A 14,051-nucleotide genomic window follows, 5' to 3' on the forward strand; every position below is an offset into this window, starting at 1 on the left:
TATTGAGATATTACAAAAGGGGGCATTCAATTGGCAAAAAAAATCATTGATTCTTTTCAACAGCTGAGAAGGGGAAAGCCAAAACAAAAAGAATGCGCAAAAGCTGCATTCTTCACAGATTCTATATATATAGCTTGGGTGAGGAACTGCTCTTTCCGGGGGCTTTGGCACGTTTGGGAGCTTCTGAAGGCTGGTGGGATCCGGCTGATTCAGGTTTTCTTTGCTCCGGCGGGGAGGGGGCTTTTTTTGTTTCAGAAGCTGCCTCCTTTTCACTTTCTTCGCTTCCGGAGCTCTTCAATCCTCTGTACAGCTTCCACATGGCCGGAAGATTTTTGACCATCGGTCCGTACTGCTGTACCATCGGTCCGAATTGCTGGGCTGTATTGAGCATTTTCTGTGTATTTGACAAGAATCCCGATATGCTGGACGGATTGGCGATCGACTTCAGGAATCCGCCTGAACCTGCTGCATTGGCAGCGCCCGGAGCTGCGGCGCGCATGGCATTCAATCCGCCCGCTGCTGATGCTGGATTCTTGCCTTTGCCCAGCAGCTTGGCCAGCAGTCCTCCGCCTCCCTGGCGTGTCTGCTGCATCGGTCCCATCATAGGGCCAAAGCTGGGCCTGGCCTGCATCGGTCCTCTGAATTGCGGCGGCATTCCTCCGCCCTGCATCGGAAAACGGGGTCTAGGCTGCATAATATGCCTCCTTTATTTAATTGTTTCTCTTTATGTAAGCTATGCACCTGTCATGAAATTGGTTTAGGTTTCTGCGGATGTTTCCCTATTTTCTTGTTTTGCCGCATTTTATTAAAAGGCTTTGTTCAACACTGCTTTTGAATGGGCGCTCATCCGTGTAAAAACAGAGTTATACACGCTTTTCAGCATATCTGGCAAAGGGATCCCAAAATAACATGGGAACCAGAGCCTATTAAAAACACCCTTAATGGCTAAAATAATTATATCTGCGGTATTGGTGGTCTTTTGTATGAAACTTTATTATAATAATATGATGGACAAAGACTGGTGAGACATGTTGTCCACTCAGGCTGCGGCCACTAACTATAAGGAGTTAATTATGACCGAAACGAAATTTGAACGATACGATCTTAAGCCATTTATTATAGAAGCTGTCAAAAAGCTCGGGTTCTATGAGCCCACAGAAATTCAGGAACGCCTGATTCCAATCATCCTTAAAGGGGATAGTGCGATTGGACAGTCCCAGACAGGCACCGGGAAGACCCATTCCTATATTTTGCCGATCCTTCAGAAAATTGATCCTTCGAGGCAGGGGGTACAAGCTGTCATAACCGCTCCGACAAGGGAGCTGGCCACCCAGATCCATAAGGAAGTCCTCAAAGTAACAGAGCAGGCTGACGGCGAAGAGGAAATCAGCTCCAAACTGCTTATAGGGGGGACAGATAAACAGAGGACAATAGAGAAGCTGAAAGTGCAGCCCCAGGTAGTAGTTGGAACTCCAGGCCGGATCAACGACCTGGTCAAGGAAAATGCGCTGCTCGTCCATACCGCTTCAATGCTGGTCGTGGATGAAGCTGATCTGATGCTTGATATGGGCTTCCTTGAGGATGTGGACCAGGTTGCAGGCAAGATGCCTGAAAAGCTTCAGATGCTTGTATTCTCGGCGACAATCCCGGAAAAGCTGAAGCCATTCCTGAAGAAATATCTGGAAAATCCTAAGTTCGTCCAAATAGAGCCCAAGCAGATTGCAGCTGCAAAAATTGAGCATTATCTGCTCCCTTCAAAGCACAAAAATAAGACGGAAATTGTCTTCCGTGCTCTGGAAGCCTTCAATCCGTATTTGGCGATCGTCTTTACAAATACAAAGAAAAAGGCTGATGAGGTCGCGGATGCTCTTATGCAAAAAGGCCTAAAGGTAGGCCGTATTCACGGGGACCTCAGCCCGCGTGAACGGAAAAAAATGATGAAGCAGATCATGGATCTGGAATTCCAGTATATCGTTGCGACCGATCTTGCTGCCAGGGGCATTGATATTCAGGGAATCAGCCATGTAATCAATTATGAGCTGCCGACAGATCTGGACTTTTACATCCACCGTGTAGGCCGGACGGCAAGAGCGGGATCTTCCGGCATCGCTCTCACGATTTATGATACGTCAGATGAAGATGCGCTGAACAGGCTGGAAAAGCTGGGAATCGAGTTCAGGCATGTTGATCTTCAAAAGGGCGAATGGATTGATTTAGGCGACCGCAACAGACGGAAAAAACGGCAAAGGCAGACAGACGAGATTGATGCCCATGCCCAATCCCGTGTGAAAAAACCGAAGAATGTAAAGCCTGGTTATAAAAAGAAAATACAAAGAGAAGTAGAGAGCATCAAGAAACGCCAAAGAAGGCTTAAAAAGAAATAAAGGCAGGCTGCCGGAGGGAGAGAATAGAATGCTTAAAATTGGTTCGCATGTGTCGATGAGCGGGAAAAAAATGCTCCTTGCCGCAAGTGAGGAAGCTGTATCTTATGGCTCCAGCACTTTCATGATTTACACAGGGGCCCCTCAAAATACACGCCGGAAAAAGATTGAGGATTTAAATATTGAGGAAGGCAGGCGCCATATGGAGGCCAATGGAATCGACAATATCATTGTCCATGCCCCTTATATCATCAATATTGGAAATACGACAAATCCGTCGACCTTTGAGCTGGGAGTCAACTTTCTGCGTTCGGAAATAGACCGGACGGAAGCAATCGGCGCCCGCCAGATCGTTCTTCATCCCGGTGCGCATGTCGGTGCAGGAACAGAAGAGGGCATCAAAAAAATCATTGAAGGACTGAATGAAGTCCTGAATGGCGAGGAAAATGTCCAGATTGCGCTGGAAACAATGGCAGGCAAAGGCTCTGAATGCGGGAGAAACTTCGAAGAGCTGGCCATGATCATCGATGGAGTCAAGTATAATGATCATCTATCCGTCTGCTTTGATACATGCCACACGCATGATGCAGGCTATAATATCGTAGAAGACTTTGATGGGGTATTGAATGAGTTCGACAAAATTGTCGGGCTCGACCGCCTGAAGGTGCTTCATATCAATGACAGCAAAAATGAGCGAGGAATGAAAAAGGACCGTCATGAAAACATCGGCTTCGGCCATATCGGCTTTGACGCTTTAAGCTATATCGTCCATCATCCGCAGCTTGCAGAAATTCCGAAAATCCTTGAAACGCCATTTGTCGGGGAAGATAAGAACAGCAAGATGCCTCCATACAAATATGAAATTGAGATGCTCAGGAACAAGGAATTCAACGAAAACCTTCTTGCGGACATCATGGAAGGCAAATAAATGAAATACAGCTGCAGGGTGCTGCAGCTGTATTTTTTTATTGTAAAGGAAATTATAAATTATAAGTTTTGTGGATAAATATCAATTCTTGATCAACGTCCAGCAGCTGCGCCGAGGTCACAAGCCAAACCTCCCAAAAAGGCAAAGAAGGCCTTTCCGGGAGGTTCGTCTTGGGGCCCCCAGGATTGGGGTCATGCAGATGTTGCCACAGGACGTGGCATTTTTTAGCCTGCGTTCTTTAATAGGGCAAGCCTCTTCCGCATTTCTATTGTCCAGCTCCAAAGCCTAGCCCCTCGAGTCATTAGCCAAGCAAACCAAAAGGTTAAAGAACAACCTTCCGGCTTGCTCGTCTTATGCTTGTCGGGGCTGAGCAAGGCTTTTCCGCATTTCTATTTCGTAAATTGCATAAACAGCTTATTTACTTCCCTTGCTGTGTCGGGTCCGGCAATTTTGGCAATTTCCTTAATGATCTTGGAGCGTTCTGAATCCTGGAAGATATTTACCTGTTTACCGTTTAAGTAATTGGCAATTTGCTTTGCCTGCACATGATTTATGGATATTTGGAATTGCTTCGCGTATTTTAAAAGCTCTTCGGTCGTAATGGTACTGACTTTATGATTGATGATGTTCTCAAATATTTTCATTTTCCCACCTCCTCTGTACCTTATGTACAAAAGCCCGGAAATGTGACTGAAAAGTGCTTTCAGAAGAAAATTAAGCCAACGAATCCGGTTTTCTTTACATTGTGGTGGAGTTCCGTTATACTACTAAAGTTAAATCGGAATCATTCTTATATTAAAAGGTGATAAAAATGAAAGACCAAAAACCCATTATTGAGATATCCAATCTCACTTATAGATATGAAAAAGAAAATGTGCTGGAAAATATTAATTTAACCATTCCTGAAGGAGCATTCCTTGGAATAGTAGGACCGAATGGTTCAGGGAAGTCAACTCTCCTTAAAATGATCCTTGGGCTTTTGAAGCCGCAGAAAGGCGAAATTTATCTGTTCGGACAGCCAATCGGAAAATTCAGGGAGCAGTCAAAAATCGGCTTTGTTTCCCAGAAGGCAAACTCCTTCAATACCGGGTTTCCTGCTACTGTATTTGAGGTGGTTTCCAGCGGACTGACCAAAAAGCTGGGACTGTTCCGGTTTGCAGGCAGGCAGGAAAGGGCGAAAGTTGCGGAAGCGATTGAATCTGTCGGCTTGACTGCCTTTTCGGGCCGCAATATCGGCGAGCTTTCCGGAGGCCAGCAGCAGCGCGTCTTCATTGCCAGGGCGCTTGTCAGCAGTCCTAAGCTGATGATACTTGACGAACCGACGGTCGGAGTCGATGCTCAGAATGTACAGTCGTTTTATCAGATGCTTGGGGATTTAAATACCAAGCTGGGCATTACGCTGGTTCTGGTAACGCATGACATCGGCACGATAACCGATAAGGTCACACATGTAGCCTGCCTGAATAAGCATCTTCATTTTCACGGCAGGACAGAAGAATTTGAAGACTTCGATCAGAATGAGGTTTCAGAGTTTTACGGACACGGGCTCCACGTCCTTAATCATGACGGCCACCATCATCATCATGAAGGAGGCGCATTATGATTTCGGCTATCCTTGAATATGAATTCTTGCAGAACGCCTTTTTGACTGGCATTATCATCGGCATCATTGCTCCTGTCCTTGGGGTTTTCATCGTGGTGCGCAGACTGTCGCTGATAGCAGATGCCTTGAGCCATGTCACGCTTGCAGGGATTGCAGCCAGCCTGCTGCTGGAAAAAAAGTTCATAGCATTCAGCGGCCTAAATCCGATGTATATGGGAATGCTGTTTTCTGTTGCAGGCTCCCTTTTCATAGAAAAGCTGAGAGCTGTTTATAAGCATTATCAGGAACTGGCCATCCCGATTATCCTTTCGGGAGGGATCGGGATTGGGGTCATCTTCATTTCTCTGGCAGATGGCTTCAATACAGATCTGTTCAGCTACCTGTTTGGAAGTGTAAGTGCGGTCAGCAGGACAGACCTTTGGATAATTTTAATCATTAGCGCCATTGTGGCCATTCTTATAGTATTATTATATAAAGAACTGTTTTTGCTTTCCTTTGATGAAGAGCATGCTAAGGCGTCCGGCATCGCCGCAAAGAGCGTCCATTTCATTTTCATTGTGATGGTTGCCCTTGTCATTGCGGCTTCCATGAGAATTGTCGGGATTTTGCTTGTTTCGTCCCTGATGACCCTCCCTGTTGCTGCCAGCATCCGCATTGCCAAAGGGTTTAAGCAAACCATTCTTTTCTCGGTGATCTTCGGGGAAGTTTCTGTCCTTGGAGGATTGTCGGTTTCCTATTACCTGGACCTTGCTCCAGGGGGGACGATTGTAATGATCAGCGTCCTTATTCTTGTTTTAACCATCCTGATAAAATCCCTGTTCCTGAAATTTGCTTCCGGCGCTGAAAAAGCCGAGGCATAGGCGGGGCCTGGAAAAGCTGCCAGGAAGCAAGCAGCGCGATTTAAAGAGGTGATTGCAATGAATGTTGAAGAAGCCTTGATTCTTTTAAAAGAAAAAGGATATAAACATACAGGAAAGCGCGAGGAAATGCTGCAGTTCTTTTCTGACAGCAATAAATATCTCACTGCCAAAGATGTGCTTGATAAATTGAAGGACGATTACCCGGGATTAAGCTTTGATACGATATACAGAAATCTTTCTTTATTCGTTGACTTGGGGATCTTTGAAATGACCGAGCTTTCGGGAGAAAAACATTTCCGTTTTACATGCTCGCACCATCATCACCACCATCACTTTATCTGTCTTGACTGCGGCAAAACGAAGGAAATTGAGACATGCCCGATGAATGAGCTCCAGGAAAATCTGAAAGGCTACGATGTATCCGGCCACAAATTTGAAATCTATGGCCGCTGTCCGGATTGTTTACATTGATATAGGAAAAACCGGCCTTGGGGCCGGTTTTTTTAATTTTTTTCAGCTTTCAGCAACTGTTCCACTGCTGCCTTCGCCTCAAACCAGCTGTTCACCCTGACAACCCCTTCAGGGATAGGGTCGCGATTATAAGGTGTGTCAAAAAGGATGACGGGTATGCCGCACTCTTCATGGATCGCAACTGCATTATCATGCTTGTCTTCAAAGAATATATCCACTTTGTGCTTCTTAGCCGTACTGATTTTATCATGAGAGCCAATCAGCTCTACATGATGAAAATTAAGCTCGTTTTCCAGGAACCATTCTTCGGTCAATTCCTGCAGATAAGAGCCGCGTGCACTGATAAAGTACAGCTCATGCTTTGATTCCCATTCTTTCAGAACCTGTTTTGCTCCTGAAGCCAACGGGGAATTGGCATAAATCTTTGGTTCATTGTCAAGGAACCATTTTGCAAATTCTTCTTCGTCTATGTCAACCAGGGGATTTAAGTCATATTCTTTTACATCCTCCAGGGTCAGGTTTAATTGGAACGCTTCATTCAAATAGGGGATGATCGAGGAAGGGCATGTCACTGTCCCATCGATATCAATGCCGAATCTTTTCATATGTCTTTTCTCCTTATATGGATGTCTCATACCATCTTAACAGAACTTGTGCCCTCCAAAAAGGATTGCAGGTGAAGAAGCAGGAGACTTGCCTGTTTTTATCTGGATAAAGAAGTATATTTTTAACTTCGATTACTGACCAGCAGCACGCATATCCCTAGAGTCACAAGCCGATCTGCCAAAAAGGGCAAAGAGCGTATTTGCGGCAGGATCGTCATAAGTCCCCCAGGAACCTGGTAATGAAGACGCTGCCGCAGCACATGTTCTTAGTCTGCATTCCTTAAGGGAGCAAGAGAAGCTGCGCTTTTCTTACCATACATTAGCATCGTAAAACAGGGGGAGAGAGCAGATAATAAATAATGCTCCTATAGAAGGGGGCAGCTAATTTGCCATTACTAACAAATCAGGCTTCTGAAAGCGGAGGGATTATATTGGCAGATCAAGAACGCTCTCAGCAAGATCAAGACCTTCGCCACAGCGAAGAGATTGGCGAAAAAAATGAATATGGGTCAAGGAATTATACAGAAGAAACAGCCGCCGAAATCGCAGCGCCTGTTTCGCTGGGAAGAGGCAGCAGCGGGGAGGACTACCGCGGGGAAGAAAATGCCGGGATGGACCTTTCTGGCGGTATGATGGGGTATGGAGCTTTAGCGCTTTCGATTCTTTCACTGTTTGTCCTGCCAATTCTGTTTGGCGCTGCCGGCATCATTCTCGGCTTTATAGCGCGCCGAAGAGGGGCACGCACAACCGGGGCCTGGGCAATCGGCATCGGTGCCGTCTCCATTATCATCGGAATCTTTATCCTTCCGTTCTTTTAGGCGGAAACGGGAAAAAAGACCGGCTCACAATTGAGCCGGTCTTTTATTTGCTTCAGCTGAAGGGGCGGCAAGCCGCTTAATCATTCATTTGAAGCTGCTTTTCAGCTTCTTGTTTAGCATAGTATTCTTCAGCGATTTTATCGATCTCGATTTTCAATTCTTCGACCATTGTATCTTCAGGGACTTTGCGGACTATTTTCCCTTTACGGAACAATAGGCCTTCCCCGCGGGCGCCGGCGATGCCGATATCTGCTTCACGGGCTTCTCCAGGGCCGTTTACAGCACAGCCTAGCACAGCTACTTTTATAGGTGCTTTGATCTTCTGGATATATTCTTCCACTTCATTGGCAATGCTGATCAAATCGATCTCGATCCGGCCGCAGGTCGGGCAGGAAATAAGTGTAGCAGCATTGGATGAAAGTCCGAATGACTTCAAAAGTTCCCTGGCGACTTTTACTTCCTCGACAGGGTCGGCACTCAAGGAAATCCTTAAAGTATTTCCGATGCCTTTGCTTAATATGGCACCAAGGCCCGCGGCGCTTTTCACTGTGCCGGCAAACAAGGTCCCTGATTCTGTAATTCCAAGGTGAAGCGGGTAATCAAACGCCATGGCTGCTTTTTCATAAGCCTCGATGGCCAGGTTGACGTCAGAAGCCTTCATGGAAACGATGATGTCATGGAAATCAAGGTCTTCAAGAATTTTGATATGATGAAGGGCGCTTTCCACCATACCATCAGCAGTCGGGTAGCCGTATTTCTCAATGATCCGCTTTTCCAGTGAACCGGCATTTACACCGATCCGGATAGGGATCCCTTTTTCTTTAGCGGCTTTAACAACTGCTTCCACTTTTTCACGGCGGCCGATATTACCGGGATTGATCCTGATTTTGTCAGCTCCGCCCTCGATAGCCTTAAGAGCCAGTTTATAATCAAAATGGATATCCACTACAAGGGGGATATTGATCCGTTTTTTTATTTCAGCAATCGCATTTGCCGCTCTCTCGTCAGGGCACGCCACCCGGACGACTTGGCAGCCTGCTTCTTCAAGCCGCATAATTTCAGCGACTGTAGCTTCGACATCATGCGTCTTAGTGGTCGTCATGCTTTGGATAACAAGTTCATTATTGCCGCCGATGGTCAGGTTGCCTACTTTGACCTGACGGGTTTTGGTACGATGTATAATTTCACTCAATGGTGATTCGCTCCTTTAAATATGGAATTGGAACAAAAATGAATTTTCAGCAGCGCATTGCAAAGTCCTGCCGCTGTCAAACTATATCCTATTGTATCAATGAACCTGCTGAGTTGACAAGAATGAGGGTTCTGGCATTTATCTTTTCAATTGTTAGTTTTTGCGTAATCCGGAAATTTATAAATTTTCCCTGCCTGGATCCTACCGGCCTTCACACCGCTGTTAAGCCTTTCAAAATCTGCTGCTACCTGGGAGATGGAAACGGGGACTGAACTGTCGATATGCCTCTCTACGATTGTCAGGACAGTTTCCCCGGGTACTGCCTTTTGTTCAAAATAAGCCAAAGAATCTTCAGCTGGCTCAACAGTGGTAGAGGCTTCAAGGGCTGGAGCTTGATCAGGGGCAGGAAGGGTCCCGCGGCTCAGATCATAAAATATAATATATATAGCAAGGACAGTAATCAGCAGCGCAGCAATCCGTTTCATGGGCACAGCCTCCAATCGGCAGTTTTTTTCTGAATGTATGCCTGTACATTTAAAAATAGAACAAGCCATTCACACGAAACATCATTTAGGAAAAAATTACTACTTCTTTACAAATGCTTAACAATACCTCCCTATAATGAAGGGTAAATAGAGGGGGAGGGATGCATTTTGGCAAAAACATCACAGTATTCCATGAAACTCAAAAAGGCCGGCAGACGAATTGCCAAACCTTTGCAGAATATGAAATTAAGCGCAGCGTGGAAACGTCTCATGGCAAAGATGCCGCTGCAATTCAGGCTTCTGTTCCTGACTCTGGGACTGCTTATTGCAGCCATTTCAGCTGTTGCCTATATCTCATATGAAAAATCAAAAGATACAGCAATAGAGCTTATGGAGCAAAGGCTGGAAAGAGAAACAAAAACCTTTTACCAGCTTGCACAGAACTTGATGCTCATTTACGTGGGAAATGAAGACGGATTCAGCAAAAAGGTGAACCAGGTGCTGAAGGGACAGGAAGCGGAGCTGGCAAAGGATGGGCTGCACGGTGAGTATTTTCTGATTTCGGAAGGAAAGGCGGCAGCATTTGATGTCAGCAAAAAATCTTCTTTGAAATTTCCGGAGAAGCTTTTGGCCGGCATCCAGGAAAAGAAAGCCGGGATTGCCCATGAAAATTTACAAGGACAAAAATATACCCTTTCCTATCACAATGTCCAGGAACTTAATGGGGTATTTTTAATAGCCATTCCACAGGAGCAATATCTTCACAGTGTTTATGATATGGCAAAATACATACTCATTGCTGCGATTGCCAGCATAGCGGCAGCCGCCCTCCTCATCTTGCTGCTGGTCCGAAGCATCACAGGCCCGCTCAATTCGTTAAGGGATATTATGAAGCAGGCCAGGACAGGGAGTCTTGACCTGAAAGCAGAATCACGGACCACTATCCCGGAGATTACATCTCTGATAAAGAGCTTTCATAGTATGATGCATCAGATGAGGGAACTGATCGTCCGCATTTCGGATACATCCAGGGACTTGACATGGACAGGTGCGGATCTGCAGGAAATTTCCGGCCTGGTTTTGGAGGAGCAGGAACATCTTAATGAAGCCATCCGCATGGTAAGGGCCGGGGCAGAAGAAACCGCAGGAAGCTCAGAGAAAAGCATTCAGCTTTTTCAGGAAATGAAAAATTCGATTGAAGGCATTTCTCAGTTGATGGGAAGCATGACTATCAGCGCTAGCTCTATGAATATATCAGCATCAGAAGGAGAAGCAAGCATCAAGGAGCTTGTGTTTACCGTGAGAAGTTATGAAAAAGAACTTAAAGCAGTTTCTGCTTCTGTACAGGAGGTAAGGGACTATTCAGATAAAATCGCACAGGTGGTCACACTCATTCAGGATATAGCCGGACAGACAAAGCTTCTTGCCCTGAATGCGGCCATAGAGGCAGCAAGGGCAGGGGAATCAGGCAAAGGGTTCGCGGTCGTGGCTGATGAGGTGAGGAAGCTGGCAGACCAATCCTCAAAAGCGGCTGAAAATATAACAGGGACAATTGCAGAGATGGAAAGCATTTCTGCAAAGGCTTCAGATGGTTTCCAGGAGATGCAGGGTAACTTTGAGATTCATCTGGGGGCAGCTGAGAAAAGCATGACCACATTTGATGTACTCATGCACGAAATTTCATCCGTGAGCATGATGATCAAAGAGTCCGAGAAAGGCCTGGCCATCCTGAATGGGATATTGCCTGAAGCCGAGGCTTCAGCAGAAGGATTCGCGTCCGTCTCCCAGGAAACACTTGCAAGTGCTGAACAGATGATTTCAGCTTCCCATGAGCAGGCAGCCAAGACCAAAAGAAGCCATGATGCGGGGGAGAGCCTTATCTCCCTTTCCGGGTCGCTTGCAAAAACCATTTCCTTGTTTAAATATTAATGGATGAAAAAAGGCGGGCCAAATGGTCCGCCTTTTTCAATGCATTTAATTGAAATGGTTATCCCGCTGAGAATACAGCTTGATCACTGCAGCTTATTGCTTGCTCTTTGGCATAGGCACTTCCTTAATTGCCAGCATCAGGATGATGATGGACACAAACCAGTTAATCATAAAGCCGCTTGGCACATTTGTCTGCAAAACGCCCATGACCGCAAAGAAGACAGTCGGCAGCGTGACGCTGTATGCGGCCATTCGCCACAAGTGCCTGTATTGCAGGCGGCGGCCAGCAATGCTGCGGAGAAGGAGGCCGATCAGCGCCAGTACGGAAACTTCGACGAATTTAACCGCGGTGCTGAACAAATAAATGACTAAAGCCATTATAATGATGAAAATCACCAGAACTGAATCAATGGAATCCAGGAAGGATACTGCATCTTCCTTCGTCAAAGTCAGATCGCCAGCCATTGAATATGAATAACTTTGAACCTGCCCGCCGGCAACAAACATAAATTCATCTTTAAGCATAGCAAGGGCCATATTGGAATCGGCCAGCTCTTCTTTATTGGCGGTGCCTGTTGAGTCAAATACAATGGTAAAGCTGTTTTTATTGATGATGATGGGAGCTTTTTGATCGGAATGCAGTTCCCCGTTCTCAATTGTGAAATCAGGGATATCCTCTGCCAGGCTCTCACGGGCGGCATCTGCTCCTGACATGATGGCCGTGCTGAAATAATAGATGGTTGGCAGAACGGATAGGAGGGTAAGGAGGAAAACATATAGAATTGTCTTCCCGATTCCCTGAAAACGGAAGGCGGCTATATCCCTTGGGGAATAAAGACTTTTAAAAAACTGTTTAAATACATTCATTTTGACACACCCTTAAAAAGATTCACCATTTATTTTAGCCGCAGCGCCCCATATGTACAAGTATGATCGATAATCAGTTTTGTAACATAATTGTAACATTAAGCTTAAATGTTAAGCTATTGTAAATTTGGCTAAAGGAATCTTTACTTTTTATTTACCCATCATACATAATGATGTGGGGTTTGGAGATTAATGTCGAATCTAAAAAGTTATAGGGGTTGAAAAATGGTGGAACTAAACATCCAGCAAATGCTTTTTGAATTTTTGGGCGGCCTTGGTATTTTCTTATACGGTATCAAATTCATGGGCGACGGCCTTCAAAAGTCGGCCGGTGATAAACTTAGGGATATATTGGACAAGTTTACTACCAATCCGGTCATGGGTGTTCTCGCGGGGATCATTGTCACGATCCTTATCCAGAGCAGCTCTGCTACAACAGTCATCACCGTCGGCCTTGTCAGTGCCGGCTTCATGACCCTGCGCCAGGCAATTGGCGTCATTATGGGTGCGAATATTGGAACGACGGTAACGGCGTTCATCATTGGTATTGATGTAGGAGAATACGCACTCCCAATCATTGCATTGGGCTCAATCATGTTATTCTTCTTTAAAAATAAAAAGGTACATAATGTCGGTCAGATCGTTTTTGGATTCGGGGCATTATTTTATGGACTCGAGCTTATGAGCGGCGGGATGAAGCCGCTCAGGGGGCTTGAGGCATTCCACGAATTAACTGTCAATATGAGCTCCAACCCGATCCTTGGTGTAGTGGTCGGAACATTGTTCACGGTCATTGTCCAAAGCTCGAGTGCGACGATCGGGATCCTGCAGGGCTTGTTCTCTGAGAATCTGATCAATCTTGATGCAGCTCTCCCGGTTCTTTTCGGGGATAATATCGGTACAACCATTACTGCCGTGCTGGCAGCCATTGGGGCATCTGTCGCAGCGAGGAGAGCTGCAGCTGTCCATGTCCTTTTCAATCTGATCGGTACAACCATATTCCTGATTCTGCTCCATCCGTTCAATCTGTTGATTTCTGCTATACAGGATACGCTGAATCTCAATCCGGAAATGACGATTGCGTTTGCGCACGGGATCTTCAATGCGTCCAACACATTGATTCAGCTTCCGTTTGTGGCAGCACTTGCCTTCATAGTTACAAAATTGATTCCTGGCGAGGATTCAGTTGTTGACTATAAAGCAAAACATCTTGATCCGGTATTTATAGAACAGTCTCCTTCAATTGCCCTTGGCCAGGCGAAGGAAGAAGTGCTCAGAATGGGATCGTTTGCGGTTAAAGGCCTTGAAGAAACAAACCTGTTTTTAAAGACGAAGCTGAAAAAGCATTCTGACAGCACCTACCAGCTTGAAGAAGCCATCAATAATCTTGACCGAAAAATTACAGATTATCTGATCAATCTATCGACAAGCTCACTTTCAGAAAATGAATCTGAAGAGCATACAGTGCTGATGGATACAGTCAGGGATATCGAGCGGATCGGCGACCACTTTGAAAACATCATTGAACTGATTGAATATCAGCAGGCCAATAAAGTGAAAATCACTGATTCAGCGATGAATGACCTTGAGGATATGTTTGCTTTGACTATTTCAACGGTGAAGGAATCACTCGAATCGCTTGACCATAATGATAAGGAAGCTGCAAGGCATGTTGTCAAAAAAGAAGAGGAAATTGACAAGATGGAAAGAAAGCTTAGAAAGCAGCATATCATCAGGATGAATGAAGGGACATGCACCGGGCAGGCGGGAATTGTTTATGTGGATATCATCAGCAACCTGGAGCGTATCGGTGATCATGCTGTAAACATCGCAGAGGCCGTTTTAGGAGAAGACAATTAGTGTATAGTAAGCAGGAGGGAAACCTCTTGCTTTTTCCTTTTCAGACGGGAAA

14 protein-coding genes are annotated in these 14,051 nt (G+C 45.6%); 8 read left to right on the forward strand and 6 right to left on the reverse strand.

What is annotated here, in order from left to right; translation table 11 throughout:
• Window positions 1-121: 121 nt before the first annotated feature.
• Window positions 122-694, reverse strand: coding sequence for a VrrA/YqfQ family protein (gene vrrA / locus ACQCVH_RS02230; protein ID WP_426834251.1), 573 nt, complete (start codon window positions 692-694; stop codon window positions 122-124).
• 379 nt (window positions 695-1,073) lie between these two features.
• Here vrrA and ACQCVH_RS02235 point away from each other — a divergent pair, with 379 nt between their 5' ends.
• A complete protein-coding gene (locus ACQCVH_RS02235; protein WP_426834252.1) occupies window positions 1,074-2,384 on the forward strand; it encodes a DEAD/DEAH box helicase in 1,311 nt (436 codons plus the stop codon).
• Window positions 2,385-2,412: 28 nt separating this feature from the next.
• Window positions 2,413-3,309: a deoxyribonuclease IV gene (locus ACQCVH_RS02240; RefSeq protein WP_224898992.1), complete on the forward strand. Its 897-nt coding sequence runs from the start codon at window positions 2,413-2,415 to the stop codon at window positions 3,307-3,309.
• 389 nt (window positions 3,310-3,698) lie between these two features.
• On the opposite strand, the gene ACQCVH_RS02245 is transcribed toward ACQCVH_RS02240, so the two are convergent.
• Window positions 3,699-3,953 (reverse strand): DUF2624 domain-containing protein, encoded by a 255-nt coding sequence (locus ACQCVH_RS02245; RefSeq protein ID WP_426834253.1) that lies wholly within the window; start codon window positions 3,951-3,953, stop codon window positions 3,699-3,701.
• A 167-nt stretch (window positions 3,954-4,120) separates the two neighbouring features.
• Between ACQCVH_RS02245 and ACQCVH_RS02250 the strand changes: the two genes are divergently transcribed.
• The 3 genes from ACQCVH_RS02250 to zur are packed head-to-tail and all read left to right on the forward strand — an operon-like array spanning window position 4,121 to window position 6,243.
• Window positions 4,121-4,912 (forward strand): metal ABC transporter ATP-binding protein, encoded by a 792-nt coding sequence (locus ACQCVH_RS02250; protein ID WP_426834254.1) that lies wholly within the window; start codon window positions 4,121-4,123, stop codon window positions 4,910-4,912.
• Window positions 4,909-5,772 carry a metal ABC transporter permease gene (locus ACQCVH_RS02255; RefSeq protein WP_426834255.1) on the forward strand — a complete coding sequence of 288 codons (864 nt, stop codon included), beginning with the start codon at window positions 4,909-4,911 and terminating at the stop codon, window positions 5,770-5,772. Before ACQCVH_RS02250 ends, ACQCVH_RS02255 begins: the two co-directional genes overlap by 4 nt.
• A gap of 57 nt (window positions 5,773-5,829) precedes the next feature.
• Window positions 5,830-6,243: a zinc uptake transcriptional repressor Zur gene (gene zur, locus ACQCVH_RS02260; protein WP_224899003.1), complete on the forward strand. Its 414-nt coding sequence runs from the start codon at window positions 5,830-5,832 to the stop codon at window positions 6,241-6,243.
• Between the two features lie 32 nt (window positions 6,244-6,275).
• On the opposite strand, the gene ACQCVH_RS02265 is transcribed toward zur, so the two are convergent.
• Window positions 6,276-6,848: a hypothetical protein gene (locus tag ACQCVH_RS02265; RefSeq protein WP_426834256.1), complete on the reverse strand. Its 573-nt coding sequence runs from the start codon at window positions 6,846-6,848 to the stop codon at window positions 6,276-6,278.
• 386 nt (window positions 6,849-7,234) lie between these two features.
• Between ACQCVH_RS02265 and ACQCVH_RS02270 the strand changes: the two genes are divergently transcribed.
• On the forward strand, window positions 7,235-7,666 hold the full coding sequence (locus ACQCVH_RS02270; protein WP_426834257.1) for a hypothetical protein: 432 nt from the start codon (window positions 7,235-7,237) through the stop codon (window positions 7,664-7,666).
• A gap of 76 nt (window positions 7,667-7,742) precedes the next feature.
• Here ACQCVH_RS02270 and ispG read toward each other — a convergent pair whose 3' ends face one another.
• Window positions 7,743-8,858, reverse strand: a complete 1,116-nt coding sequence (gene ispG / locus ACQCVH_RS02275; protein ID WP_426834258.1) for a flavodoxin-dependent (E)-4-hydroxy-3-methylbut-2-enyl-diphosphate synthase — start codon at window positions 8,856-8,858, stop codon at window positions 7,743-7,745.
• Between the two features lie 146 nt (window positions 8,859-9,004).
• The gene (locus ACQCVH_RS02280) at window positions 9,005-9,343 is read right to left on the reverse strand and encodes a hypothetical protein (protein WP_426834259.1); all 339 of its coding nucleotides are present in this window, start codon (window positions 9,341-9,343) and stop codon (window positions 9,005-9,007) included.
• A 168-nt stretch (window positions 9,344-9,511) separates the two neighbouring features.
• Here ACQCVH_RS02280 and ACQCVH_RS02285 point away from each other — a divergent pair, with 168 nt between their 5' ends.
• Entirely contained in the window at window positions 9,512-11,272 is a 1,761-nt protein-coding gene (locus ACQCVH_RS02285; RefSeq protein WP_426834260.1) for a methyl-accepting chemotaxis protein, read from the forward strand.
• Between the two features lie 93 nt (window positions 11,273-11,365).
• On the opposite strand, the gene ACQCVH_RS02290 is transcribed toward ACQCVH_RS02285, so the two are convergent.
• Entirely contained in the window at window positions 11,366-12,139 is a 774-nt protein-coding gene (locus ACQCVH_RS02290; protein ID WP_426834261.1) for a DUF1189 domain-containing protein, read from the reverse strand.
• 225 nt (window positions 12,140-12,364) lie between these two features.
• Between ACQCVH_RS02290 and ACQCVH_RS02295 the strand changes: the two genes are divergently transcribed.
• Window positions 12,365-13,999, forward strand: coding sequence for a Na/Pi cotransporter family protein (locus ACQCVH_RS02295; protein ID WP_426834262.1), 1,635 nt, complete (start codon window positions 12,365-12,367; stop codon window positions 13,997-13,999).
• Window positions 14,000-14,051: the final 52 nt, after the last annotated feature.

This window comes from Bacillus infantis, from assembly GCF_050107595.1.
Lineage (GTDB): Bacteria > Bacillota > Bacilli > Bacillales > Cytobacillaceae > Bacillus_AB > Bacillus_AB infantis_C.

Excerpts from the sequence above, each read along its gene's own strand:
- vrrA (WP_426834251.1), bottom strand. The coding sequence starts at position 694 with ATGCAGCCTAGACCCCGTTTTCCGATGCAGGGCGGAGGAATGCCGCCG.
- zur (WP_224899003.1), top strand. The coding sequence starts at position 5,830 with ATGAATGTTGAAGAAGCCTTGATTCTTTTAAAAGAAAAAGGATATAAA.
- ACQCVH_RS02235 (WP_426834252.1), top strand. The coding sequence starts at position 1,074 with ATGACCGAAACGAAATTTGAACGATACGATCTTAAGCCATTTATTATA.
- ACQCVH_RS02280 (WP_426834259.1), bottom strand. The coding sequence starts at position 9,343 with ATGAAACGGATTGCTGCGCTGCTGATTACTGTCCTTGCTATATATATT.
- ACQCVH_RS02255 (WP_426834255.1), top strand. The coding sequence starts at position 4,909 with ATGATTTCGGCTATCCTTGAATATGAATTCTTGCAGAACGCCTTTTTG.
- ACQCVH_RS02295 (WP_426834262.1), top strand. The coding sequence starts at position 12,365 with ATGGTGGAACTAAACATCCAGCAAATGCTTTTTGAATTTTTGGGCGGC.
- ACQCVH_RS02245 (WP_426834253.1), bottom strand. The coding sequence starts at position 3,953 with ATGAAAATATTTGAGAACATCATCAATCATAAAGTCAGTACCATTACG.
- ACQCVH_RS02250 (WP_426834254.1), top strand. The coding sequence starts at position 4,121 with ATGAAAGACCAAAAACCCATTATTGAGATATCCAATCTCACTTATAGA.
- ACQCVH_RS02265 (WP_426834256.1), bottom strand. The coding sequence starts at position 6,848 with ATGAAAAGATTCGGCATTGATATCGATGGGACAGTGACATGCCCTTCC.
- ACQCVH_RS02290 (WP_426834261.1), bottom strand. The coding sequence starts at position 12,139 with ATGAATGTATTTAAACAGTTTTTTAAAAGTCTTTATTCCCCAAGGGAT.
- ACQCVH_RS02240 (WP_224898992.1), top strand. The coding sequence starts at position 2,413 with ATGCTTAAAATTGGTTCGCATGTGTCGATGAGCGGGAAAAAAATGCTC.